General features: G+C 47.7%; 22 protein-coding genes and 1 pseudogene. 10 read left to right on the top strand and 13 right to left on the bottom strand.

Features of this window, described 5'->3' with window-relative positions; translation table 11 throughout:
• Positions 1-94: 94 nt before the first annotated feature.
• Positions 95-844 (bottom strand): DUF6733 family protein, encoded by a 750-nt coding sequence (locus tag A3SI_RS08790; protein ID WP_009055182.1) that lies wholly within the window; start codon positions 842-844, stop codon positions 95-97.
• Positions 845-1,183: 339 nt separating this feature from the next.
• Between A3SI_RS08790 and A3SI_RS08785 the strand changes: the two genes are divergently transcribed.
• The 6 genes from A3SI_RS08785 (at position 1,184) to A3SI_RS08760 (ending at position 10,747) form a co-directional block, all read left to right on the top strand.
• The gene (locus tag A3SI_RS08785) at positions 1,184-2,572 is read left to right on the top strand and encodes a hypothetical protein (protein ID WP_009055179.1); all 1,389 of its coding nucleotides are present in this window, start codon (positions 1,184-1,186) and stop codon (positions 2,570-2,572) included.
• Positions 2,573-3,047: 475 nt separating this feature from the next.
• On the top strand, positions 3,048-3,677 hold the full coding sequence (locus A3SI_RS08780; RefSeq protein WP_009055177.1) for a hypothetical protein: 630 nt from the start codon (positions 3,048-3,050) through the stop codon (positions 3,675-3,677).
• Between the two features lie 160 nt (positions 3,678-3,837).
• Complete coding sequence (locus A3SI_RS08775) at positions 3,838-5,373, top strand: M20/M25/M40 family metallo-hydrolase (protein ID WP_040670523.1); 1,536 nt, start codon at positions 3,838-3,840, stop codon at positions 5,371-5,373.
• Positions 5,374-5,566: 193 nt separating this feature from the next.
• Positions 5,567-6,724, top strand: coding sequence for an acyl-CoA dehydrogenase family protein (locus A3SI_RS08770; protein WP_009055173.1), 1,158 nt, complete (start codon positions 5,567-5,569; stop codon positions 6,722-6,724).
• A 281-nt stretch (positions 6,725-7,005) separates the two neighbouring features.
• The gene (locus tag A3SI_RS08765) at positions 7,006-8,685 is read left to right on the top strand and encodes an AMP-binding protein (RefSeq protein WP_009055171.1); all 1,680 of its coding nucleotides are present in this window, start codon (positions 7,006-7,008) and stop codon (positions 8,683-8,685) included.
• Positions 8,686-8,869: 184 nt separating this feature from the next.
• A complete protein-coding gene (locus A3SI_RS08760; RefSeq protein WP_009055169.1) occupies positions 8,870-10,747 on the top strand; it encodes a PLP-dependent aminotransferase family protein in 1,878 nt (625 codons plus the stop codon).
• 20 nt (positions 10,748-10,767) lie between these two features.
• Here the strand turns inward: A3SI_RS08760 and A3SI_RS08755 are convergent, their stop codons facing one another.
• Positions 10,768-11,280: a nuclear transport factor 2 family protein gene (locus A3SI_RS08755; protein ID WP_009055167.1), complete on the bottom strand. Its 513-nt coding sequence runs from the start codon at positions 11,278-11,280 to the stop codon at positions 10,768-10,770.
• A gap of 26 nt (positions 11,281-11,306) precedes the next feature.
• Here A3SI_RS08755 and A3SI_RS08750 point away from each other — a divergent pair, with 26 nt between their 5' ends.
• On the top strand, positions 11,307-11,732 hold the full coding sequence (locus A3SI_RS08750) for a hypothetical protein (protein WP_009055166.1): 426 nt from the start codon (positions 11,307-11,309) through the stop codon (positions 11,730-11,732).
• A gap of 75 nt (positions 11,733-11,807) precedes the next feature.
• Here A3SI_RS08750 and trpS read toward each other — a convergent pair whose 3' ends face one another.
• A complete protein-coding gene (trpS, locus tag A3SI_RS08745; protein ID WP_009055165.1) occupies positions 11,808-12,779 on the bottom strand; it encodes a tryptophan--tRNA ligase in 972 nt (323 codons plus the stop codon).
• Between the two features lie 73 nt (positions 12,780-12,852).
• On the opposite strand from trpS, the gene A3SI_RS08740 reads away from it, so the two are divergent.
• The 3 genes from A3SI_RS08740 to A3SI_RS08725 all read left to right on the top strand — a co-directional run bounded on the left by A3SI_RS08740 (position 12,853) and on the right by A3SI_RS08725 (position 15,849).
• Positions 12,853-13,965 carry a DUF1573 domain-containing protein gene (locus A3SI_RS08740; RefSeq protein WP_040670539.1) on the top strand — a complete coding sequence of 371 codons (1,113 nt, stop codon included), beginning with the start codon at positions 12,853-12,855 and terminating at the stop codon, positions 13,963-13,965.
• A gap of 156 nt (positions 13,966-14,121) precedes the next feature.
• On the top strand, positions 14,122-14,379 hold the full coding sequence (locus A3SI_RS08735) for a YtxH domain-containing protein (RefSeq protein ID WP_009055163.1): 258 nt from the start codon (positions 14,122-14,124) through the stop codon (positions 14,377-14,379).
• 774 nt (positions 14,380-15,153) lie between these two features.
• A complete protein-coding gene (locus A3SI_RS08725; protein ID WP_162098440.1) occupies positions 15,154-15,849 on the top strand; it encodes an SIMPL domain-containing protein in 696 nt (231 codons plus the stop codon).
• Between the two features lie 227 nt (positions 15,850-16,076).
• Here the strand turns inward: A3SI_RS08725 and A3SI_RS08720 are convergent, their stop codons facing one another.
• The 10 genes and pseudogenes from A3SI_RS08720 to A3SI_RS08675 all read right to left on the bottom strand — a co-directional run bounded on the left by A3SI_RS08720 (position 16,077) and on the right by A3SI_RS08675 (position 25,965).
• On the bottom strand, positions 16,077-17,288 hold the full coding sequence (locus A3SI_RS08720; protein ID WP_009055160.1) for a hypothetical protein: 1,212 nt from the start codon (positions 17,286-17,288) through the stop codon (positions 16,077-16,079).
• A complete protein-coding gene (locus A3SI_RS08715) occupies positions 17,285-18,301 on the bottom strand; it encodes a hypothetical protein (protein WP_238531682.1) in 1,017 nt (338 codons plus the stop codon). Before A3SI_RS08715 ends, A3SI_RS08720 begins: the two co-directional genes overlap by 4 nt.
• A 149-nt stretch (positions 18,302-18,450) precedes the next feature.
• Positions 18,451-18,777: a hypothetical protein gene (locus A3SI_RS20640; protein WP_009055157.1), complete on the bottom strand. Its 327-nt coding sequence runs from the start codon at positions 18,775-18,777 to the stop codon at positions 18,451-18,453.
• 402 nt (positions 18,778-19,179) lie between these two features.
• Entirely contained in the window at positions 19,180-19,782 is a 603-nt protein-coding gene (locus tag A3SI_RS08705) for a DUF2911 domain-containing protein (RefSeq protein WP_009055156.1), read from the bottom strand.
• A 36-nt stretch (positions 19,783-19,818) separates the two neighbouring features.
• Positions 19,819-20,511, bottom strand: coding sequence for an SIR2 family NAD-dependent protein deacylase (locus A3SI_RS08700; RefSeq protein ID WP_009055155.1), 693 nt, complete (start codon positions 20,509-20,511; stop codon positions 19,819-19,821).
• Positions 20,508-21,842, bottom strand: coding sequence for an argininosuccinate lyase (gene argH, locus A3SI_RS08695; RefSeq protein WP_009055154.1), 1,335 nt, complete (start codon positions 21,840-21,842; stop codon positions 20,508-20,510). The genes A3SI_RS08700 and argH overlap by 4 nt, the downstream gene beginning before the upstream one ends.
• Positions 21,839-22,911: pseudogene (locus A3SI_RS08690) on the bottom strand (M20 family metallo-hydrolase). The gene argH and the pseudogene A3SI_RS08690 overlap by 4 nt, the downstream one beginning before the upstream one ends.
• A gap of 22 nt (positions 22,912-22,933) precedes the next feature.
• Entirely contained in the window at positions 22,934-23,734 is an 801-nt protein-coding gene (gene argB / locus A3SI_RS08685; RefSeq protein ID WP_009055153.1) for an acetylglutamate kinase, read from the bottom strand.
• Positions 23,735-23,815: 81 nt separating this feature from the next.
• The gene (locus tag A3SI_RS08680) at positions 23,816-24,763 is read right to left on the bottom strand and encodes an N-acetylornithine carbamoyltransferase (RefSeq protein WP_040670519.1); all 948 of its coding nucleotides are present in this window, start codon (positions 24,761-24,763) and stop codon (positions 23,816-23,818) included.
• A 41-nt stretch (positions 24,764-24,804) separates the two neighbouring features.
• A complete protein-coding gene (locus tag A3SI_RS08675; protein WP_009055151.1) occupies positions 24,805-25,965 on the bottom strand; it encodes an aspartate aminotransferase family protein in 1,161 nt (386 codons plus the stop codon).
• Between the last annotated feature and the right edge of the window lie 6 nt (positions 25,966-25,971).

Genomic DNA, 25,971 nt, shown 5'->3' with positions numbered 1-25,971 from the left:
AAAAATATATTAACACAAAGGGTGGTTTGGTTTGGGAAAAGCGGAGGGTGAAAGGAGACGGCGCTGTGCGGTTTATTTTGCGCGTAGCGCCAACCTAAAAACGAAACCCAGTAGCCAGGCGGTAAAAGGACTCGTTTCCTACATACAGGTCAGTGCCAAAGGTGAAGCGGACAAAGGCACCTCCTTTAGGGTCTTTAAACTGCACGTAGGCACCTAGCCACTGTAATTCTGTGGAGGCACTTGCGATGGCTGATCCCCCGGTGTTTATTAAATGCTCATAATGTGCCCCGAAAGAAAAAAAATCGGTGGCTTTATAGCCATAATAGGCCAGATAGTGCAAGTAGGAGAGGGTGGTCCCACCCAAAGGGGCTTCATTTCGCAGAGGGGCATAGTACCAGACAGCGGCCTCCCCCTCAGTTCTAGCCTTTTTTAGCGTAAGCGTTACATTTGGAACGATGCCATCCCCGAGGATACCTGCTCCATCAGCGCCCTTAGAAAGCAAGCTTCCGCCCAAGATGCCCAGTTGAGGGCTTATATAAACACCTTCTGCAGCCTGAAATCCGATACCCACACCGAACTCGGTCCAGTTACCCCAAGCAGCTCCTTCACCTCCAGCCCACATGATTCCATAAAAAGTCAGATCAAAGGTATCATTGAGCTTGTAAGCTCCAGAAAAATAGGGGTAGAAACCCCAAAACTGGTCTGAAAATAGGGTTACATCCAGAGTAAAGCGATCCTCTTCATGGGTTTTTTGCTGCGCAAATCCTGCGGATGTGCCTAGGCATAAGAAGCAAATCAAAAGGAGCGAGGCTCCTAAAATAAGGGGTGTAAAGTTGGTGTTCATTTTGTCCAGTAACTATTTTGCTGAGCATAAAGCCCCTATTTATTTTTTATTGGAGCGCAAAAATAACTTTGAAATGGAAAGAGCGGTAATGAAAAAAAATATTTTTTGAAATTAAATCCAGCGCTATAGCGATCTGCGGCAACTTGTTCTTTACTTTACCACTTGCTTTTGGTTATATTTCTGCGGGTTTATCAGCTATAAGCTTTATTTTAGAACGTTATAATTCTTAGGCGATGTCTTCTTTTTTTTCTTTTGCTAAACGTTTGGCGCTCAGTATAGGTCTTTTTTTTAGCCTCCAGTGGAATCGCTTTTACCCAGCAGGCTAAAGGCCTTTCAAAGGTGCAGTTCTCCTATCAGGAGGGTAAAGAGGTGGTCAGCATCCCCTTTTTACCTGTTTATAATCAATCAGGAGAGGTGGAAGCGTTGGCAGATGAAACGGGTACTGCACTTCTGCCAGTTGGTGAAATTTTTCTAATACAGAGTTTATTTTTTCGCGATACGCTCTTTCAAGTTCCGAATGTAACATCTTCTACCTTTTTTTTACAAGTAGAGGACCTTGCTTTGGAAGCCGTACATGTAACTTCCTTTGCGCAAGCGGATTCCCATGTTCAAGCGCTAAGTCAGTCTATGCAGAAGAAATATATTCAGACACCTCATCTGGGAACCTTCACTGGTTATTCTCTAGTGACGCAAAAGGGCCAAGTGCTTGATTTTTTCGAAGCAGCAGGATTGTCTTTGTTATCAGGTAATGTCAAATGGAAACCTTGGGATTTTTCTACGGATAATACTTCTGGTAGCGCTTATAATCGTTTTGTTCCTATGGAACAAAGACGGAGCTTTCACTGGACGCTCGCTGGCGATACCCTTCCGAGTAAGGCAGTGGACTATGAAGATCGTACGAAAAGTTATGTGCTCACCCCTTTTTATGCACGAGAAATCTACAGAGCCTTAGAGGTGTCGGGCCCTTTAGATGAGAAAAGCAGCGCCTATTATGCCTTCAAGTATGGTGCTGAAGGAGAAGAGGGTGTCATTTATTTTACGATAAAAGACCGCTTGAAAGCAGATGAAAACTTACCTGTCTTTTTGGTAGGGGAAGGAAAAATTTATCCAAGCAGCAGTGGGGATCGTGTAGAAAAGGTACGCTTCTCATTTTCAAGTTATCGGTACATAAATTTTGAGCTGGGCAGAACGCTGCGTAATCGTGAGATGAGCGGTCAGCTCGAGGTGATTTATGGACACAAGGAAAACCTGATCTATCCTAAAGAGATTTCCTTAGAGGCTAAATTTTTCGGACAGTTAAATCTAGGGCGCCCGCGGCCCTTTGAACCTGGCGAAGCGGTCAGTATTTCTGAAAAAATTTACTTGGAGGGATATACGCCTCTCGAAAAAGAGGAAGCTAAGGTCTTAAACGCTGCTATGGGGTACATAGGATTAGAAAGTATGGTGGCCTATGCCCCTGCTTATTGGTCGCTAGCTTCCACTGTCCCTAAGGAGCAGTTTAAAAAGATCGCAGCAGACCTGAGGAGGCGACTCCCCCTGGAACAGCAGTTTCAAGAAAATTCTGGAAAAAGACTACATCCTTTTACACAGCAAGAGGAAATGCGTGGGCGTAACAAAAAAGGCAAAGAGGGGGATTTCAGCGCTCAGTTTTTGGCCTATATAGAAAAAACGATGCCTGTCCTGCGTCAGCTTTGGATCGATGCCCAAAAGCCTTCGGCAGAAAAGTGACCGCGTGCAGATGCTTAAGGATTTTCTCTTGGACGGGCAGGAAAAAGTCTTTCCCCCTTGTTCATCTACTACGCTGCGCTACCATCATTAGCCCTGAGGATACCGCAGTCTCTCTGAAAAGCGCTCATTTTTAACCCCTTTCTGTTCGGTAGCGAACAGCGAACGGAGGTGAGAAATGTGGCCTGCGGCAAATAAAAATTTATTTTTTTAATTTTTTCTACTTTTCAGGCGGCCTTTTGGGCCACTTATGCATGCTTCTGCTGCATCATGCTGTCTCAAAATAGAACATGCCCCTGACCGCTTGTTGCATTTTTGTCCATTTTCGCTCTCCTGGCGCTCCGAGGCTAGCGTGCCAAAAAGTAGTAGCTCCTGTTGGCCATGTCCACGGCCAGACTCCCGCTATCCGCTGGCCAAAGATTCGCATATAACCTGATCAAACAAAGAGCTTATTCCAAACAATTTAAACAAGAGCCGCATGAAAACTTCCATCTTCACTTTCGCCTTAATCCTTTCTTTGGCACTACGTCCACTGGCTGCCAGCACATCCATTTCTTCATCCACTTCTGCTCATGATGCAGAAAAAGAAGCTAAAATGGAGCGCTTCGTAGAAGCACATTCACGCATTTACTGTTCGGTGGACCGACTGTATGTCCAAGCGGATGCAGCGCTCGGTGCTTTTAAGGTCGAAATTCTGAGCACTTCAGGACAGTCGATGGCCAAGCGCCATATTCACAAAAATCCAGGAGGAGTCGTACAGCCCTTTCGCTTTGCCGAAGGCAAAAACCAAGCTGCCCAGGTGCGCATCACACATCTCGAAAGTGGTGCACAGGTACTCCATCCAATCGCATTTAGAACGGTTCCACAAAAAGAAGCGGTGCAGGCAAAAGTGGAGTTAAGCGATCACGCGCAGTTTCAGGTGGTCATCGCCTCAGCAGGAGCGGTGCAGGTCGAACTGTTCCATGCGGATGGGCGACTACTCCATCAGGAGGTCGTACAGGATGGCGAAAAACGGGAGCGCCGGTTTCGTCTGAAGGGTAATCAGCTGCGCGGACATCAACTTGTCCTAACCCAAGCGGGAAAAACAAGTTTTTACCACACCTTTTAATTCCTATTGCTTCTTTCGCAGAAAAGCCAGGGCAACATACCGACCCTGGTTTTTCCTTTTTCTTTAAATTATATGAATGGTTGGTCAGATGTGAGAAGATTTTAGAATTTTGTCTTACCGTGTACTTCACACGTTTTTCACTAAAGATAACGCACATACAATGACACGATTAACACTTAGAGGGTATTTTTTACTCGCTTGCTGTATGCTGAGCAGTCTGGCTTTCGCCCAGGAAAAGCTGGAGCTAGATGCTGTGTACAAAATTAAAAATGAGGGCAAAACCAACTCTCAGGTAGAAGATTTAAGCTTTCACCTCACTGATTTTCTGGGCCCACGCCTTTCGGGTTCCACTAACTTGCGGAATGCACGCGAGTGGACTGCCGAGAAATTTAAGGAGTGGGGATTGCAAAATGTACGCATCGATAGTTATGGAGAGTTCGGCCGTGGCTGGGATGTAAAAAAGTCTTACATCGCCATGAAAGCGCCTTACTATGCGCAGATTATCGGTTACCCAAAGGCTTGGACCGAGGGCACCGCTGGCTTTATCGACTCAGAAGTAGTCCTGGTGGAGGTGAATAAAGCAGAAGATTTAGAAAAGTATAAAGGGCAGCTGCGTGGCAAAGCGGTGATGGTGGCTCAGGCCCCAGTTTCGCTGACTCCAGGCTTCGATCCGCAGGCGCGCAGGTTTACCGACGAGCAACTTGAAGCACTTAAAATGGTGAATTTAGGCGTCTTTCGTGGTCGCTACACCCCAGCACAGCTGGAGGCCATGCGTGCCCAGCGTGCCTTAGATGCGCAGCTGTCCAGCTTGCTTTTAGAAGAAGGCGTAGCGCTAAAAATTACAGGGACACGGGGTTCTTTTGGAACTGTTTTCCACACGCGCGCGGGTTCTTTTTCTACGGACAAAAAGCCTACGCTTCCTGAAATGGAAATCGCCATGGAGCATTTCGGCCGCATGCAGCGCTTACTCCAGAATGGTAAGGAAGTGCGCATAGAAGCGGAGATTCAGGTGGAGTGGTTAGACGATGATTATAAAGGCTACAATGTTTTAGCCGACTTTCCGGGTACGGACCGTGCACTTAAAGAGGAGATCGTGATGATCGGTGGCCACTTAGACAGCTGGCACGCTGGCACTGGAGCGAATGATAATGCTGCCGGTGTGGTGGTGATGATGGAAGCCATGCGTATTTTAAAGGCCATTGGCTTTCAGCCAAAGCGTACCATTCGGATCGCTTTATGGGGAGAAGAAGAGCAGGGACTTTTCGGTTCTAGAGGCTATGTAGAAAAATATGTAGCTAACCGCTCTACGAAAGAAAAGAAGGCAGAATGGGATAAAATATCCGCCTATTATAATATAGATAATGGGTCTGGAAAAATCCGTGGGATTTACCTCGAGGGAGACGATCAACTGGTCCCTATCTTCCAAAAATGGTTTACTCCTTTTCATGAAATGGGTGCTAACACGGTGACCACGCGTAACACGGGCTCTACGGATCACGTGGCATTCCAAGCAGTAGGCGTTCCGGGTTTCCAGTTTATTCAGGATCCGATCGACTATGGTATTGGGTATCACACGAACATGGACCTGTATGAGCGTATGCAGATGCCTGACATGCAGCAGGCGGCGATCATCGTAGCGGCGATGGTCTATCACACCGCACAGCGTGACGAGAAACTGCCACGTAAACCTTGGTAAGCGATAAGGCTGTAGCTAAAAAAAGCTGTTTCTTCGGAAGCAGCTTTTTTAGCTACTGGGGATCCTGCTTAAGGTAAGGAAATAAACGGCAGATTATTTTTTATATGTGCTAATTTCCTTATATTTATGCTTTTTAGGGCAAGTTCGTTCCCTAAAAGATAGAAAAAATTCCGCAGCTATAAACCCGATTATAATGAACAGTTTTCCACGCAGCATGTATGGCGAAGAACACGAAATGTTTCGCCAGTCCGTACGGGAGTTTATCGCCCGTGAGATCATTCCGCATAATGCAGAATGGGAGAAGAATAAAATGGTTTCCCGCACCTCTTGGGAAAAATTAGGTGAAAATGGGTTCCTTTGCCTTCAGGCACCTGAGTCTTATGGAGGCATGGGCATCGATGATTTCCGCTATAATGCCATCTTCGTGGAGGAGCTGGGCCTCAGCGGTTGTGCAGGGCCCGCCATCGGGTACCCACTGCATAGTGATATCGTGTTTCCGTATATTTTGCACTATGGTACCGAGGCCGCTAAGGCACGCTACATTCCAGGTATGGTGCAGGGTAAATTAATCAGTGCAGTGGCCATGACGGAGCCGGGCGCTGGGAGTGACCTCCAAAATATCCGTGCCACAGCCGAAGACAAGGGCGATCACTATCTGATAAATGGTTCGAAAACGTTTATCACGAACGGCTACCTAGCAGATGTGGTCGTGGTGGCCGCTAAAACAGACCCGACTAAGGGAGCAAAGGGAATCAGCTTGTTTATCGTCGATAAGGATATGGCAGGCTTTAGTAAGGGCAAGCCCTTCGAAAAAGTAGGACTACATGCTCAGGATACCTGCGAACTGTTTTTCGAAGATGTACAGGTGCCTAAGGAGAATCTTTTAGGAAACGTAGGGGAGGGCTTTAAATACCTGATGACCGAACTCGCACAGGAGCGCCTGATCGTGGCCTTTGCAGCGCTGGCGCTGGCCGAGTTTACCTTCCGCGCCACAGTAGACTATGTGAAATCTCGTCCGGCCTTCGGCAAAACGGTGGCAGATTTCCAAAACACGCGATTTAAGTTAGCCGAGATGTCCGCCAAGCTGGAGCAAGCGCGCATCTACTGTGACCAGCTCGTGCTCATGCACCAAAACAAGCAAGTAGACGCGGCGATGGCTTCTGCTGCCAAGTACACCATGACCGAGCTGCAGTGCGATGTGGCAGATGAATGTGTGCAGCTACATGGTGGTTACGGTTATATGTGGGAGTATCCTGTCGCACGTGCTTATGCGGATGCGCGGGTACAACGTATCTATGCAGGAACAAATGAAATTATGAAGGAACTGATAGCTCGAAAGGTCCTGCAGTAGGCCCTATTCGGGAGGAGCACAGGAGCTTGTAAGCGCTTATCCTTTTTGCTTTTATCCATGCTTGAATGAAAACCTCTTGCCAGAAGGCGGAGGTTTTTTTTGGTCCCTGGGTTTTTGCATGCGGGTAGAGCAACGAGTGGAAGATAATTTTCAAATCCATTTCGTCCATTTTTGCGTTAGCTAAAGAAAAATGGGCCCCGTAGGCCTGAATTCGATACTTTTTCCTATATTGGAAACTGTTTACTGCTTATTAAGTGTCTAAAACCCAAAATACAGGAGGAATGGAACAATATCCGTGGTTGAAATTTTATCCCAAGTCCGTCGATAAAGAAGTTGACGTTCAGGCCTATACGTCCGTAACAGCACTTTTCGAAGAGTCGGTGCGCAAGTTTGGCGCTGCTACTGCCTACGAGTGCATGGGCAAAACAATCAGCTTTAATGAGCTGGATACGCTTTCCCGCCAGTTCGCGGCCTTTTTACAAAATGATTTGAAATTAAAAAAAGGTGCCAAAGTAGCCATTCAAATGCCCAACTGTCTACAGTACCCGGTAGCCATGTTTGGGATTTTACGTGCCGGAATGGTAGTCGTAAACACCAATCCACTCTATACGGCCTCAGAAATGAAGCATCAGTTTACCGATTCACAGGCAGATGCTATCGTGATTTTGGCAAACTTCGCTTTTAACTTAGAAAAAATCCGCAAGGATATCCCTGCCAAGCATGTGATCATCACAGAGTTAGGGGATCTACTCGGGGGATTAAAAGGGGGAATCGTCAACTTCGTCGTGAAGTACATCAAGAAGATGGTCCCTACTTATAGCTTACCGGGTGCGATTCGCTTTAAAGAGGCTTTGGCCAGGGGCCAAAACAGTACATTCCAGCCTACCGAGATGGGGTTAGGTGATGCCGCCTACCTACAGTATACCGGGGGCACTACTGGGGTGTCGAAGGGAGCGGAGCTTACGCACGGAAATATCGTGGCGAATATGCAGCAGATTTCTTCTTGGATGAAGCCGAAGCTAAAGGAAAAAGAAGAAATCGTCATCACTGCGCTGCCACTTTATCATATTTTCGCTTTGACAGTGAACTGCCTGGCGATGCTGAAAATCGGAGCGCATAATGTTTTAATTACCAACCCACGCGATATGCCGGCTTTTATTAAGGAGCTGGGCAAGCATAAATTCTCTGTGATTACCGGGGTGAATACGCTCTTTAATGGCCTCTTAAACCAAGAGAGTTTCCGTGCTTTAGACTTCTCCGGCTTGAAAATTACCGTGGGGGGTGGCATGGCTGTGCAGAAGGCTACTGCTGAAAAATGGCAAGCGGTGACGGGTACGCCTCTGGCAGAAGGATATGGCTTAACGGAGACCTCGCCCGTAGCAACTTGTAACCCGATCGATGGAACAGAGCGCATCGGAACTATCGGGGTGCCTTTACCGAATACAGAGGTAAAAGTAATCGACGATGCAGGGAATACGCTAGGAACGGGAGAAAAAGGGGAGCTCTGCGTGAAGGGCCCTCAAGTCATGAAAGGCTACTGGAACCGACCAGATGAGACCGAAAAGGTGATGGATGGAGAATGGTTTAAGACGGGTGATATCGCCATTATCGATGAGGATGGCTACGTGAAAATCGTCGATCGCAAGAAGGAAATGATCCTTGTCTCTGGCTTTAATGTCTATCCAAATGAAGTAGAAAATGCCTTAGCCTCTCACGAGGGGGTGTTAGAAGTGGGGGTAATCGGTATGCCAGATGAAAAATCTACCGAAAAAGTGGTGGCCTATGTGGTGCCAAAAGGAAACCCTACCGAAAAAGAGTTGATCGCTTTCGCGAAAGAAAACTTGACCAACTATAAAGTACCGCGTGAAATTTATTTTACTGAGGAGCTGCCGAAGTCGAACGTGGGCAAAATCCTGAGACGTAAAATTAAGGAAGCGCATGAGGCCAAATTAAAGGCATAAAAGCTATAGCAGCTGCATGCCTGCGGCTTTTAAAAGGGAGGGTCTAAGCGAGGCCTTCCTTTTTTTATACATGGCTTGAACGTGAGTCAGTATTTTTTGAACAGTAGTCAATCCCTTATTCTAGTCCAATCCCTGCCTGCTTTTCTTGAAATTTCGTAGTATTGTAATGATAAGAATAAATCCCATGAGCAATAGAGAACTTCCCTGGACGGTGCTGCGCCAGACCCTAGCGAATATGCCTGCTGACTGGCTCACCCTTACCACGCACCGCCTGGATATTTACCAAGAGAGTCAAGCGAAAACAGCCTTTTTAGATGCTTTTCAGGCTTTAGTACAGACGGATCGACTGGATACAGAGTCATTAGCGCAGCTGCCTACTGCCTACGATTATATTCGCTTAGGACATCCACTGTCCTGCCTGCTGGAGTGGGCACTGATGATTCCCGTAGGTGGCCAAGCCGCGCATTGCATAAGCTTCGCTTCTACGACTATGCCTTTTTTGGCCATTTTACGTCAAAACAAGTTGCTGGGCAAGGCGACGCGCTTACTGCATACCGGGACACTTCCGATTCAGCTAGACCCACACACTTTAAGACAAGTCTATGGTTATTCCTTTGAGCTGGAACAGCTAGAAGTAGGGAAGGAGCCAAGACCATTTGCGGGAACCACGGTATGGTACGAGGAGCAGCCTCAGCTGGTTCCTTTTCAGGAGCGCGGCGGCTGCGCTATTCAGCTGATGCAGGTGCAGGGCTTAGGGACAATCGTCTGGCTGGCAGCTGAAGAAGTGCAAGACTATTCCGCAGAAATCCAGCATGTGCGCCGTAGAGAGACCATCGCCATGACACCCCAGCAGAGCTTGTGCGCGCTTCAGCAGCTTGTAGGGGAGCGTGGACCAGTTCCTTCCGAACTAGAGCAGCGCGCGCAGCATCTCCCAGTTTTGGAGCAACTTGTCCGAGAGATTACGCAGAGCCCTTCGGGAAAGCCCCTTTTCGCTTCGAGTGGTTTGTCCATGCAGTATGCCTTAATGATGGGCCTGGTGGCACATGCCCAGGAGCACTTTCCCGAGAAGCAAATTGCCTTCGTGGTGCCGCCCAACTGCTACGGAGGAACGAACGATCAGGCACGTCGGGTGGCGGCTCTTCTGCCTCAGGTGGATATAGTGGATTTTCCAGTAGATGGTAAGCATGATATGGTCAGCAGCCTGCAAACCATATTAGCGCAGCTTGCGGCGGTAGACGCGGTGCCTTACGTGATCGCTGAAATCCCGACAAATCCGCGCGTGGAAGTTCCGGATCTTGAGGCCCTGGCTGCCTGCCTGCTACAGCCACAGTTCACACCTTCTGGCACCGCTGCGGTTCCTGCGGTCTTACTGCTTGACCAAACCTTCTGTCCGAATGTCCCCTTTTTAAGTGAGAGCAGCCCACTTCATGCGGTGCCGACGCTTTCCTATGTCAGCGGCTCTAAGTTTCCCAGTGGAGGTAGGTGTACGGCCGCCTATGCCAGTGCGAATCCTGCCGCAGAGGAATACATGCCCCTAATCGAGCAGCAGCTCCTACTCTGCGATAATGGCGCTACCCTGCAGCAGCTAGAAATCCTGCGTGAGCAGTTGCCGAGCATGCTAGAACGCATCCAGAAGGCCTATGAGCAGACCGCAGCTTTCGTCGCCTTTATTCGAGAGGTTTTGCCGCAAGCGCATATACATTTTGTTTCCGAGGCGCTGGCGCAAAGGGGCTTTCGTCCCTCTGTGTTCTCTTTAGACTTGCCCACTCGTGGAACGCGTCCAGAAGAGCGCGAAGCCTTCAAGCGTGCCTTAAACTTGCGGCTCATCGAGCGCATGATCCGAGAAATTCCTGAGGAGAGCAAGTATTGTGTGAGTTATGGGCAGCTGAAGGGCTGTTACTGGACTATTCCTGCCACCTCTACGCAGGGTACTACGAAGGAGGAGGACAAGGACTATATCGCCCGTGTGGCCGTGGCGCCCGTGTTTAATTTAGCGCGGCATCAGGAGGTTTTTGCTGCTTTCGTGGAGGAACTGCGCGCAGAAGGAGTCGTCAGTAGCTGAGGGGAGACTTGTGGAGCCCCTTATTTGGTCACGAAGCGGTACCGGATGCTGTAGATTTGCTGTTCGTCGAAGTCAAATGCGAAGCGCTCCTTTTGTACCTTCGCGTTTGGCTGCCGCTGCAGTTCCTGCTCCACGATCCAAGTGCCTCCGCGCTCCTGATAGATGGAGAAGGTGACGCTCATTTCCGGCATGCGGGAAAAAAAGCGACTGTACAGCGCCGTAAAATCCGCACGTCCCGCCACGATAAGCCCACCTTCTACATCGAGGAGTTGAAAATCTTCATGCAGGAGGTGCGCCATGGCTTCAGCATCTTGGGCTTCGAAGGCTTGGCAGTAAGCGTGTAGGATTTTAGGGGTCTGCGGTTTTTTTTGGCCGAAGGCCGGAGCGGATAAGCAAAAAAGGAGAGCGGCTACCCAGCTAATAAAGAATAGTTTAGGTAGGGTAGAATTCCTGTCCAAGTAGGCTTGGGCCATGGGAATGCCTTGCTCCGCCGTTTGGATAGCCTTAAGGGAATGGTTAACTTGCGCTCGCATACAGCAGCAAGATACATCTTAGATTTATGGATTACAACAAAATGAACGAGCTCCTGCGCTCCATCGTCGAGAAGCGTATTCAGTTGAGTAAACTCTCTTATGCCGATGAGGCGTATGATGACATAGAGGAGGAGATGCAGGATTTAGAGGATGATTTTAATGAGGAGTACGAGCCGGTTTTCCAGAAGGCTTTTGAAGAAATTTATAAGACCCTAGGTTCTGATAACGATATTTTACTTCCTTCAGCTTATCTAGCGAATAAGTATACAGCCATGCTACCCGATGCTCAGGGACTGGTAAATTATGAGGTGAAGGGCAAGGAGGGTGTGCCGATCGAATCGGAGCAGTTCGATGGGCAGGATGTGCGCCTGGTTTTAATTCCGAATCCGACGCGTATCGCCATGCAGATTAACGGCATGACACTGAAGGTGCTTTGGACTGGGCGTGCCTAGGAAGCCGCCATGGTAAAAATAAAGGGAGCCTCACATCGAGCTCCCTTTTTTATGGCTTTTGACTAGAAAGTAGTTTTAAAACCCAAGGAGCTCACGAACCTCGCTTAATTTTTCACGAGCTATCGTGCGGGCACGCTCTTCTCCCACCTGTAGCACGCGGTCTAGGGCGGTTTTATCTTCCATATAATGGGCGAAAATGCGGCGTTCTTCGGCGAAGCGCTCTAAAATAAGATCTAGAAGGGCTTTTTTCGCATGTCCGTAACCGAAATTCCCTCCTTCGTATTGGGCCTTCAGTGTAGCCGTTTCCTCAGGGCTGGCGAGCAGTTTATAAAGCTTGAACACGTTGCACGTTTCCGCGATTTTCGGTTCTTCTAGCGGCGTGCTGTCCGTCACGATGCTGTTTACGCTCTTCTTCAGCGCTTTTTCTGGTAGGAAGATGTCGATAAAGTTGTTGTAGGACTTGCTCATCTTTTGGCCGTCGATGCCGGGGATGATCATTACCTCCTCGCTGATACGAGGCTCGGGAAGGACGAAAAGCTCTTGGCCCAGTTTATGATTCATGCTGCTGGCGATATCGCGCGTCATTTCGAGATGCTGCAATTGATCTTTGCCGACAGGCACCACGTCCGCACTGTAGAGTAAAATATCTGCGGCCATCAGGACGGGATAGGTGAACAGACCCGCGTTTACATCTGCGAGGCGATCGGACTTATCTTTAAAACTATGCGCATTTGCCAGCATCGGGAAGGGCGTGAAGCAGGACAGGTACCAGGTCAGCTCTGCCACCTCCGGTATGCGCGACTGTCGGTAGAATACGGATTTTTCGGTGTCTAAACCGAAGGCAAGCCAGGCAGCGGCTACGGCATCTACGTGCTCACGTCTGGTCGTGCCCTCTTTAATGGTAGTAAGGGAGTGAAGGTCAGCGATAAAGATGAAGGAATCGTTTTGCTCCTCTTTGGTTAAGGCCACCGCAGGTAAAATCGCGCCGAGGATATTTCCTAAATGCGGCCTGCCGGAGCTTTGGATACCCGTTAAAACTCTTGCCATGATGCTTAATTTTTTTCGCGCAAATTACATAATAGTTGACAGAGTCGCCTACTTTTTTCCGTTATTTGCCCTTATGAAGCGAAAAATCACCCTCTTTTTTGTGTTTTCATCTGCCCTGTTTACCCTGTTTTCGGGTGGGCTTTTGGCCCAAGAGGCTCCCGAAAGGTTGCCTCTTTTTTGGGAGAAGCAGGTACTCTCTTTGGGTACCTTTTTAGCGGAAGAAGGTCCTCAGGTGCTGACCTTTTACGGCTTAAACCAGCACGATCAGGCCATTGCTTTGGAGGAAGTAGTGAGCGACTGTGCCTGTTTGCAAGTCCGTTTTGCACGCGACAGCGTGGCTCCTTCGAAGATAGCCGCCTTGGAGGTCACCTATACTCCTGATTATCAAGTGGGAAGTTTTATGCATCAGTTGCTGGTGAAAACCTCAGCCGATGCGGAAGGAGACACCTTGTATGTACAGGGTCGATTAGTGCCCCTCGTTTCGAACGCGGAGGAGGTGTACCGGGCGCGGCAGGGCGAGCTGGCTTTTAGGAGTTTACCTTTAAATTTAGGGCGTGTTTTTACGCATGAGCCCACCGAGTATCGGGTAGATGTCCATAATTTCGGGAAGAGTGCCCTCATGCTGTCGGAAGTGCAGCCGCTACTCCCTGAGTTCCTACAGGTACGTATCGTAGGGGATACGGTGGCCGCAGCCTCTCGGGCGCTTCTAGCCATAGCCTATGATGGTGCCATGCGGAATGATTTGGGCCAATTTTCAGAGCAGGTAGCGGTTTTAATACGAGATGAAACGGGCCAGCAGGACACGCTCCGAATCCCGTATTTAGTGACTGTTTTAGAGTACTTTGAACCTGTTCCGAGCTCGATGCAGGATATCGTTCCCCGCTTGTTGTTGTCCGAGACAGCAGTAGACCTGAGGCAGGTGCGCGCAGGATCGATCGTAGAGCGGGAGCTGGAATTTGAAAATGTAGGGCAGGAAGAACTTGTCCTCCGTAAAGTGATGGCGAATTGCACTTGCTTAGAGGTTGAGGTGGACGAAATGATTTTGGCCGGGGGCCAAAAAGGACGCCTAAAGCTGCGATTCGACACCTCTGGACGGAAGGGTATCGACCATAAGGAAATTTATGTGTTTTCGAATGACCCGATTCGTCCTGTGCAGACCATTCGGATAAAAAGTAGCTTGCAGTAGGGCTCTCGGATAATTGATTGCTGATTTTGCAACGATTTATTCGGTTTATGCGTATTTAATAATAGAAACGGAGATATTTCTTGTCAATCTTTCAGTTGGCATGTTCTTTGTTACTTAATTATTAAATGTTTTTTCAAATTTAAACCATAAAAGAAGATGAGCTCTACAAAATTTCTATTAGGCGTATTATTAGGTGCAGCTGTTGGCGTACAAGCCGGTATTTTACTTGCTCCAGATAAGGGGAAAAATACGCGTAAGAAGCTAACCAAGCAGGGTGAAAAATATTGGGACGAAGCGAGTGATAAATTAGGTAGCTTGCTTGATGGTCTAAATAAAAAGGTAGACGAGGTGAGTGGAGAAGTAGACAAGCTCGCTAAGAAAACAAAAAATGAAATCGAGAAAGCTGTAAAATAATAGCATTTGCTGCATAATGAAAGAGAAAGACCGGAACTCCGGTCTTTTTTTGTTTACAACCAGCAGTAGGTAGTGTAGTCTAGCTCGCCATGCAGCCGCGCCCTTGTTGCTACCTGTGGGGCATCCAGCGACAAGCGATGCGAATCGGAATGAAAAGCGTTTGTTGTGTTAAGGCAACGCCGGAACTAAGCTCAAGGGCCACGACGGGGCTCAACCTGTAGCGTAAGCCAAAAATTCCTTCCGCTAGGGGGGACTGTCTCGAATTTTCTTCAAAGGTATTTAAAGAAGAATATCCCAGTCGCATCCTGAGAAATGGAGATAGGGTACGCTGAAAAGGATGTATTTCAGATTGAAGAGCGACCCGAACTAGTGTGTTTTCGGGAAAATACGCATAGCCCAGGCCGATACCTAGGGAGGCCCACTTTTTGGTCTGTATTCCTAACCCTAGATCCAAAGCGAAACTAGAGGATCCTTCTAAGGGAAAGCCCGACCAGTTAGGACCTGGGTCGACATCAAAAGTCCGCATATAAAAGCGCTCAGTCCCTAATTCGAGTTGGTAAAAAATAGGACGCTGAGCATGTACACATGTAACCAGAAGTAAGAAAAGTAGGAGGCATGAGGCTGTTTTCGCGTAAAATAACATAAGGTAGCGCGTACGGATAGGAAAATAAAGAAAAGAAGATGTTGGATTAAATAATCATAAAATTTCGTCTAATGTATTTATTTTTTCCAGTATTTGTGTATCTTCCATCCGAATCTTTTTCTAAAAAAGCTATGAAACGACTTTCTTTTCTATCCCTTAGCCTCCTAGGCTTCTTTTTATTTACTGGCTTTGAAGTATTTAGCCAGTATCACCCGAATGACCCTCGTGTGGAGGTAACGGGAGTAGCCTTTAAAGAGCTGATCCCCGATCGTTTATTCTTCGACATTACGCTGTCCGAAAAGGATGCGCGCACCAAGATGAATGCCCTAGAGCGAGACCTACAGCGTGCCCTCAGGGATGCAGGCGTGGATGTGGAAAAACAGCTGAAGGTAAAAGATGCTTTTGGAAGTTTGGAGTCCCGCTTGTTGCGCAAAAATGAGGTACAAAATACCAAAACTTTTGAGTTGGAATTAAGAACCGCTGCAGATTTAGACGCTGTTTTAACTCAGTTGTCTGAAAAGAAAATAACCGAAATCGTCTTAAATAGAATGGAGCATAGCGCCATTAATGAGGAACTGCTGGAACTCAAAAAAGAAGCGATTATGGACGCTAAAAACAAAGCGGATGTACTGGCTGCTACCCTCAGCCAGCGGGTAGGTGCTGCGGTCTACATCGTAGATACGTCCATGCCTTCGACGGTGATACGAATGCGCGGAACTTCTTCGCTAAAAATGATGGCAGATATGGAGGAGCTGGCGCTTTTAGACATCAAGCCGATTCGTTTAGAGTCTCGTCTGAATGTGCATTTTCGCCTTTTGGCCGATTAAGTTATTGGCCGAAGGCCAAAGAATCACGAGTTGAAGTGAGAAAAGTCCTCATGCATCCATTTGGACCATGAGGACTTTTTTTCTATGTTACCTTGGCCTATCACTTAGACAGGTAGTGCAAATTCATTCCAGTATCAAAATATGCATGTAACAATAAGCATTTGTAAGGATTAGTGGGTTTCTGCCGAAAGCGTCAAGTTGAGGATAAGATTGCTGAGTGCTAGCCTCTACCAAGCCAGGTCATAAGATTGTAGTGTTTTTAGCGTTTCTTGTATATAGGCAGAATTTTTCTCCAAGTAATCTTTGGTTGCAGCGTCATTGCTTTTGAATTTTTCAGGGTACGTGTAACTGTCCTGCACAAGCTTTAGTGACCTATTTTTTTGGAAGGCAAATGTTGCCCCAGAACTGCTTAGAAGCCTTGAAAATAGCTCAGGATTATAGACATAATCTGGATTTCGAGTATAGATGCCATACGAGGTGAAGAGCCCATCCTTTTGTGAGCGATTTAAATACTTTTCTGGAAGTGATACCGTTTTCGGGAAATCATGAACGACACAACTGATGTCAGTAACCTCCTTTTCGTCATAAATTTTAAACTCTAAATTGGAAAAGAATGCCACATCCTGATCTTGAATAAAGCTGATTTCACCTGACAAATCATAGACGGTGCCTTCTGGGGATTTAAAGGGCTGCTTGTTTATGGTTATTTTTTTAATGCTGCCATCTGCATGAACATGCACATCTGCACGAAGGTCGGCTATTTTGAATATCTCTGCATCTTTCTGGGTAAGTTTAGCTAAGTCCCATTTCGAGTGCTTTGATTTAAGAATATCGAGAAGTAAGTCCTGGGTAAATGTCGATGCTAGCGCCATTTTAGACTTAATGGGTAGCTCTAGTTCAGGTGCTAAATGAAGGGTACTTATCTGTGCCAAAAAACTCATGTACCCCATGTGAAACCTATCATTTTTTTTACTTCGATCCTTCAAGCCACCTAAGGTTAATAAACCAAAGCTCTCCCATTGGTAATTTGGATTGGATTCGCTCATAAAGCTTTTCACTATATGAACATTGTCTGACATGATCTCTATTTGCTTTTTTACCTGGGTGATGAGTTCACTGTCACTATAACCCTTTATTTCTGACTCGGCCATTTCGATCACCTCGGGCGTAAGTTGAATAATGTTGTCTTCTGCTTTCAGGTCTGAAAGGCAGAATTTCCGATCTTCATAGCCAAGGTACCGTATCGTATACGCACAATGCTCCTCTTGGTGGTCAATGGTCACCTTTCCATACTTGTCACCTATGCGTACACTATTAGTAGTCCCTATGGACAAAGTGAAAAAAGGAAGAGGCTGCTGCTGTTCATCAACTACCGTTACCACCTGAGGTAAAACCTCAAACGAAATAAAAAGGATCAAAAATGTAGCGAATACCCTCATAGTTTTAGTTTAAATTTATATATGCCCAATACATCATTTTCTTCATCTATTAGCCCATCTGCGTAGTAAAAATCCCCGATTTTACCCAGTACTTGAAATCTTTCCGGTACCTCCACATCCCCTATAAGTACGCGGTTGTGGTATATCTGTAGTCTAGCAGTTCCCTGATCGATTCCCAGAGGATAATACGTCCTAAAGGTAATATGCGCTTCCCTGTCATGGTGTAGAAAATGATAAAAACCTGCCCGTTTTAAATCAGCTCTATAATTGTCTATTGCATCTGAAATGGTAGTGGTTTTTGGATAACTCGTATGCATGTTCATGCCCGCTACTCCAAATTTATACAACAGCTTACCCTCGAGATCATAGGCGTGTAGCAGAGGATCGATAGCAAAGGAAAGGAGAATGCCATCTTTCCTAGTGCTGAAAAATGAAAAATCAAAATTGGGAACAAATTTTTGGGTAAGATATTCAGGAGACCTTGTTACCATTCCTTTTCCAATTCGCTTAGTTTCCAAATCATACTGACCCAATACATAGACACTTTTGTAATACTCCTCGGAGATATAGCCGTTTAATTCTGGGTGGCTCATCGACATGGGAATTAGGATCTCATTCGCTTGCCTGTTATAGTGAAAGGGTGTGTTGTAGCCATTGCCCTTATGCTCGATTTCATATAAACCGAGCATCTCCGCAGTAGGATTATTGAGCATGTCCTCATAAGATTCGGCGTAATCCCATGCTAGTGGATAAGCAGCTACTTTTTGAAAATTATCATCAAATGCTACCAGTTGAAAATTATCAAGAATTAGATGAGATCCATCTAAGGAATAGGGGAGAAAGCCATGAATGGTGTTTTGATTGTTTGGCCCTTCTCCCTTTCCTAGGTAGCTGCCCTGTAGGGCTCCTTTTTTATCATAGACCGTGACGGTACTGAAAATCTGATCTATGAAGAACACTTGTTCACGGGCAACTTGCAAGAAGCCTACTCCTGAAAAATAGTCTTTTTCCAATAGCAAGGTATCCAGGGTAAAGTGCTTATTCTGATGTTTTGTTCTTGAAATAAGGGTACAGCACTCTGCTCTTTAGGTCCACATCCCAGGCATAAAAGAAAGAGTAGCAGGTAAAGAAAAATTTTCATGTTAAATGGTGTAAAGAATGGTTAAACTACTAGAATGCTTAGATGCATCTGAGGATAAAAGCATAGCTTGAATAAAATTGTAAAGGTTAAAAGGCTAAAGCATTTCGCTTTAGCCTTTATGAAATTAACTTGGCGGACAGTTTGAAGCAGATAGAGAACAGTCTCCTTGACCACATCTTGCGTGTATAGATATAGCGTTCCCTCCATAGCAACCACCATATTTACATCTGCATATGTTCTCCTCTGGCGGGGTAGCCAATCGGGTAGGACAATTGTTTGACTCGAAAGTGGATTAAAACTTAAAAAGCCTAACCCAAGCGCAAGTAAAGTTATTTTTACTTTTCTCATGATTCCAAAATTTAGAAGATAACAAATTGATTAAAAAGCTTTTAGCGCTAAAAACTTGTTTAAGTTACCCACCCCCCGTTAAAAGTCAAGTATTGCTTAAAAAATATATCAGGAAAACTTTTAATAACTTGATTATCAGAAGGATAAAAAAATCATTTTGTGTATTGAGAAAGCAAAAAAGTGTCAATGTATTGTTCTTTTTTGAGTTTGTGTCATCATTATTCTGGTAAAGGTGTCGGATGCTAAGCTGTGTTTGGCTAAAAATTGGATGGTATGGGGTATCTGTTCCGGTTTGCTTGTACGTATCTCTGAAAAAAGAAAACCCCAAGATCTCTTTCTGAAGAGAAATCGGGGTGCTTGATTCGGTCAACTTTGCGAAAGATAGCTCTAGGCGCCTTATTTTTAGCTATTTTCGACTGCGAGACGAAAGCCTCGCTCAGCCCAAGCAAAGCGGATTTCTCCTTTCGTATCAGAAAGTGAAACTACTTCAAAACGCAGCTGCTCCACACTGTTTTCTGGCATCTCGTTGTCTAGTGTAAAGCGTGCGATGTCTTCTGACTCATCATACTCATCCGCAAGGTGCTGCTCATAGTTGCTGTTTAAAATCACCGTCCAGCCAGACTGTCCCGGTATCGTGAAGAGCGCATACTTGCCCGCAGGGATTTTTTTTCCCTCGATGCTGACAGGAACATCGAACGAAATACTGGTTGCTGTGTGCGCACCAGTCACCCAGACTTCGTCCCACGCAACTAGGCCGCCATAAATTTCTCTCCCACGTACACTTGGCGCCGAATAATCGATATGAACATGATTTTTACCGATATTCGCCATGGCAGCTGTACGCGGACTTTTCGCATTAGAGGCAGCACTGTGTGCAGCATGGTCATGATGGGCATGGCTATTGTTTTCTGCCACCTGCTCTTCCGTACTTGTTTCGGCGCCACCGGAACAAGCGACAGCAAATGCCAAAAGGCTCATAAAGCCATAAATCTTATATTTTTTCATTTTCACGAAGGATTAAGAGGTTCCTTAACCAGAGTTCTAACGGAGCTTTAGCAGTTGGGTTTTTAAAATCGGAGCCATGGCGCAGGCGCTGCCCTCCAGCGGGATGCAGTTTTTCGGTAAGCGTACATCCGGAATCTGGCGGTCGACGATAAAAACCGGGATGCCGGACGGCGTTTCATAGAGCAAGCCCGCAGCAGGGTACACTTGCAGGGAGGTCCCGATAACCAAGAAAATATCTGCCTCACGGGTAATCGCCAGCGCATCCGCATAAGCGGGAACAGGCTCCCCAAACCAAACTACATAAGGGCGCAGCTGCCCCCCCTGTGGGCAACAGTCTCCTAAGGAAATGGGCGCTCCTTTCATCGAAACGATGTAGTCAGGGTTCAGGGTACTTTGGACCTTGTCCAATTCCCCGTGCAGGTGCAGTACGTGACTCGAGCCTGCCCGCTCATGCAAATCGTCTACATTTTGTGTGATGATATGCACGTCGAAATCTGCTTCCAGTTCTACCAGTAGCTGATGAGCAACATTAGGCAGTACTTCTTGCGCCTGCTGGCGACGTTGATTATAGAAGGTTAGCACCAGTTCTGGGTTAGCTGCCCATCCTTCCGGAGTCGCCACCTGCATGACATCATGCCCCTCCCAGAGGCCATCGCTATCTCGAAAGGTCTTTAGGCCGCTTTCCGCTGAAATGCCGGCACCAGTGAAGACAACAAGCTTCTTTTTCATGTCAGCAGGGCGCTCAGTGCGCGTTTAGCGGGTTCGAAGTCAAAGCGCTGAAGGCCCGCTCGAAAGTCGGCGCTGATTTCTTCTAAGCATAAGTTGCCGATACTGCCAGCATGCACATGGTCTACGCGACTTTGATCCACGGTAAAGGCATCGTTTTCGATCGCCCGCCCCACTTGCTTGTAAGCATCGCGGAAGGGCAGCCCCTCTATTACGAGCTTGTTGACCGCTTCCACAGAAAAAACATGCTTGTAAAAGGGGTCTTGCAGGATGTCTGCCTTTATTTCGATATGTTCCAACATATATCGGCTCATTCTCAGGCAGTCTTTCAGCGTTTCGATGGCAGGAAAAATCCCTTCTTTAAGCAGCTGCAAGTCGCGGTGATAGCCCGTCGTCAGGTTGGTCAGCAGCAGCTGGATCTGTCCGGGAAGTCCCTGAAGCTGATTGGTTTTAGCCCGGATTAGCTCGAAAACATCGGGGTTTTTCTTGTGGGGCATAATGCTAGAACCTGTAGTAAGCGCATCCGGGAAACGGATGAACCCAAAATGCTGATTCATAAATAGAATCGCATCTGCGGCTAGTCGGTTCAGCGTCGCTGCTACCCCGCTTAGGGCAAAAGCCAACTGGCGTTCTGTTTTTCCTCGGCTGTTTTGTGCGTTCAGCACATTATAATGCATTTGGCGGAAGCCTAATAACTCCGTGGTGCGTGCACGATTAAGGGGAAAAGAAGAGCCATATCCCGCCGCTGATCCCAGGGGATTTTTATCCACCAGGCGATAGGCAGCATGGAGCAGGTCGAGGTCTTCGCTCAGGCCTTCGGCAAAGGAGCTAAACCAGAGCCCAAAGGAGGAGGGCATGGCCAGCTGGGTGTGCGTATAGCCGGGCATGAGATCCCCTGCATGGCGAGCCGCTAGTGCCTGAAGTAAATCGAAGAGGGCTTCCATTTCCTGTACGACATCAGCGATTGCCTGCCGATAAAAGAGCTTGAGATCTACGAGCACCTGATCGTTACGAGAACGTCCAGAGTGCAATTTTTTTCCCACGTCACCAAGTCTTTCAGTCAGAAGAAATTCTACTTGGGAGTGCACATCTTCCACGCCGGGAGCGATCGAAAAGGTGCCTGCCTGAATTTCGGCATAGATGGCTTTTAGGCCTGCATCGAGGGCTTGCCACTCCTCTTTTTCGAGTAGGCCGATTTCCTGTAGCATGCGGGCGTGGGCGATGGAGCCTAGCACATCCCATGGGGCCAGGAGAGCATCGAATTCCGGGTCTCTTCCTATGGTAAAGCGATCTACTGCAGCAGAAGCACTGCTGTCTTTTTCCCAAATTTTCATAAGCGTACGCGCTGGTAATAGTCTAGTAGTTGGATATAGCGGGATATCCCCGCTTCGATTTCATGCAGGTATATGTATTCATCGGCGGTGTGCGAGCGAGCCGAGTCGCCGGGTCCTATTTTTAGGCTTGGAAAGGGAATAAGCGCCTGGTCCGAGAGGGTAGGGCTCCCATATTTTTCGATGCGCAGTAGGTCTAAAGCGCGGTGCATGGGATGGGAAAGCGGCAGTTTAGAGGAATTTAACCGCAGAGAACGCGGTACCAGTTCGGCTTTCAGGCGTTCGCGTAATTCCTCGATGACTTCCTCTAGCTTGTAGGCGTCGGTAACGCGTACATCGAGCGTGTACGTGCAGCGGTCCGGTACCACATTATGCTGACTCCCCGCTTGGATGACTGTGGCGCTGACCTTACTTTTTCCTTAAGTAAGGGGAGGTTTTTTTAAATTCAAAAGAGCGGATGAGTAGCAGGTCTTCCAGTGCTTTGTATAAGGCATTCTCTCCTTCCTCTCGTGCGGCATGCCTGCTTTTCCATAGACAGTGGCATCTAAAACGACCAGCCCCTTTTCTGCAACGGCTGCTTTTAACCGGGTGGGCTCACCGACGATGGCGATTTCACAAAGGGGCAGCTCAGGAAGGATGGATTGGATGCCGCCAGTGCCGCTGATTTCTTCTTCTGCTGTCGCAGCCAGGACCACATTAAAGGGCTGCTATCGGCACGCTCATTCCATGTGAGAAAGGTAGCGATTAGGCTGACGAGGGGACCTCCGGCATCGTTACTTCCTAGACCAAAGAGCTTTCCATCTGCTATCGTCGGCGAAAAAGGATCTCGTGTGTAGCCTGCATTAGGCTTGACGGTGTCATGGTGGGAGTTCAGTAAAACGGTGGCTTTTTTGGGATCAAAAGCCTGTGGAAAGGCTAAAACATTATGCCCAAAGCGCTTTAGGGTGACTGCAAAGCCGCTCAAATAGTGTTCGATGTGCCGAGCAGTTTCTCCTTCTTCTCGGCTAAATGAGGGTGTTTGGATTAAAGTTTTGAGGAGGCCGACAGCCTCCTCATAATAATTATTTTTCATGCATCACTGAAAATCATTTGTGCTAATATAGGTCGTAGCGATGATTTTCGATAATAGTTCCAGATAATTTTCCTTTGGCCGCGAGGCTTAAGTTTTCGGCCTTCCCGATCCAGACATGGTTGACCCCCATCTGCAAGGCAGCGAATGCATTGTCTAGTTTCGGAATCATGCCCGAGTGAATGACCGATTCCTGCTTGAGCTCTTCGTAGATGTCCTCGTTTATTAAAGGAACAATCGAAAAGTCATCATGCTCTTCTAGGAGCACACCGGGCTTGTTGAAACAGAAGTATAGATTGACTTTATGTTTCTTCGCCAGGGAGGTGGCGATGTGGGAGGCGATCCCGTCGGCATTGGTGTTCAGAAGCTGTCCCTGCTGGTCATGCGTGATGGCTGAAATCACTGGAATCATATCGTTTTCCAGTAACAAGCTGAGTAGGGCAGTATTCACTTCCTGAATATCTCCTACGTAGCCATAGTCGATTTTTCCGACGCCTCGCTTTTTTGAACGGATCAAGTTACCGTCTGCACCGCTAAGGCCGAGGGCATTTATGCCGATCGCTTGAAGCTTAGCCACGATGTCCTTATTGATCAGGCCAGCATAGACCATGGTTACGATGTCGAGAGTGTCAGCATCCGTGATACGACGCCCATCGATCATTTTCGGCATCACGCCGAGGCTTTCGCCAAACTTAGAGGCCATAATACCTCCTCCGTGTACCAAAATTTTCGGTCCAGGGAAGTGCGCGAGCTGCACTAAAAATTCGGCTAATTTTTCTGGGTAATCGATGACATTACCTCCGATTTTAATTACGCTGATTGTCATACGTGTGGTTGTTAATAGGTTAGATGATGGTATATAGGTTTCATCGTGTGGGTTCAGCGATAGGTCTGGGCAGGTTTCCGTCTAGCCGATTTCCCGAAGGATTTCAGCCAGCACCGCCTGAGCGGCATAGATGCGGTTTTCAGCTTGCTGCTGCACACGGGCACGTGGCCCATCCAGTAGCTCATCTGAAAGCTCCACATTTCTTCTTACGGGCAAGCAGTGCATGATTTTCGCCTGAGGAGCTTGCGCTAAATGCTTCTCACGCAGCATCCAGTCGGGATAACTGCCCAGAATTTTTCCGTAATCATTAAAAGAAGACCAGTTTTTTACATACACGAAATCGGCACCTTCCAGTGCTTCCGCCTGATTATGTGTGATGGTGGCCCCCTGTGTAAAGGCAGCATCTAAGGCATACCCTTCAGGATGTGCGATCGTGAGGTCATGCCCGCAGCCGAGCGCCCATTCTGCGAAGGAGTTCGCCACCGCATGCGGAATCGCTTTAATATGTGGTGCCCAAGTGAGCACTACCTTTGGTTTTTTAAGCGCATGTTCTTGGATGGTGATCATGTCCGCAAGGCTCTGTAGAGGATGCCGTGTGGCACTCTCCAAACTGACCACAGGGATACCTGCATAGCGAATAAACTGATGCAAGACGAAGTCGGTAACATCTTCTTCCTTCTGCGTCAAGCTCGGAAAGGCCCTTATGGCCAAAACGTCAAAATAAGTACCTAAAACCGCCGCTGCATCCTTAATGTGCTCTACAGTGTTGGTGTTCATGACAGCACCCGAACGCATCTCGAGGGCCCAACCTTCCTTGTCCATGTTCATGACGATAGGCTCCATACCTAGATTTAAGGCAGCGATCTGTGTACTCGCACGGGTCCTCAGGGAGGGGTTTAAGAAAATACAGCCGATACGCTTTCCTTTACCCAGAAGTGCATCTGCATGGGGGTTTTGTTTATAGTGTAGGGCCGAAGCGATGAGCTTCTGTGCCAATGATTCGTTTTCAAATCGAATAAATGTCTGCATACAATTTTTAATTCCTGTAACTGTGGCGGCTTCGCCACTTATTATTTGGAAATCACCATTTCCGCAGCCGGTTCTCCCAGCACATTTCGGAACGCTTCGATAAACGAAGATAATTGATTTATTTTAATATTTAAAGGAGGAAGCAAACGAATTGTAAATTTTCCTTTCGCACTACCTGTAAATATTCTGTGTTTATGGATTAATTCAGAACGCACCTTGCTGGCCTCTTGTTCACAGTCGATGCCGATCATCAGGCCACGGCCCCGAACCTCTTGGATCCCGGGTATTCCGCTCAGCGCCTCTAGCAGATAGTCACCGCTGCTTTGCGCCTGCGCCACCAGCTTTTCCTCTTCCATCACCTCGAGGACAGCTAAACCCGCCGCGCAGGCGAGGTGGTTCCCCCCAAAAGTGGTGCCCAGCATACCATGTTTGGCCTGAATGTCCGGGTGCACGAGGACGCCACCGATGGGAAAGCCATTGCCCATTCCTTTTGCGATGCTCACCAAGTCAGGCTCCAAGCCTTCTACCCACTGATAGGCGAAAAACTTGCCGCTACGACCGAAGCCTGCTTGGACCTCGTCGAGGATTAATTTCGCACCGTAGGTTTTGGCCAGTCGGCCAAGGCCTAAAAGAAAAGCGTCTGAAGCCACATGAATGCCACCTACTCCCTGTATGGCTTCGATCAAGATGGAAGCGATGGACTCCGTCTGTAGGCAGCGTTCGACAGCCTCCAGGTCGCCATAGGGTAAAATGTGGGCATCTGCACGCTGGTTCGAAGGGGCGATGATGCCGGGATTATCCGTCAGCACCACGGCTCCGGCAGTGCGTCCATGAAATCCCCCCGTAAAAGCGATGTGACCGGCCTTGCCCGTAGCGAAGGAGGCGAGCTTTAAAGCGTTTTCATTCGCCTCGGCCCCGGAGTTACAGAGAAAGAGCGCATAATCTTCCAGCCCGCTCGCCCGTCCAAGGGCCGCTGCATAGGCTTCCTGAATGGGGATATGAACTGAGTTGGAGTAAAAACCTAGCGCCGCCACTTGTTCCTGAATACGCGCCACGTAATGCGGATGACTGTGTCCGATCGAGATGACGGCATGGCCCCCGTAGAGGTCGAGGTATTCCTGACCTTCGGCATCCCACAATAGGGCGCCTGCTGCGCGAACGGGCGTGATCGGCAGTAAGGGATAAACATCGAAATTTTTCATGGTACT

It is taken from the genome of Nitritalea halalkaliphila LW7 (assembly GCF_000265075.1).
In the GTDB taxonomy this organism is placed as follows: Bacteria; Bacteroidota; Bacteroidia; order Cytophagales; family Cyclobacteriaceae; genus Nitritalea; species Nitritalea halalkaliphila.
This window is presented reverse-complemented; position numbering and strand designations above follow the sequence as displayed.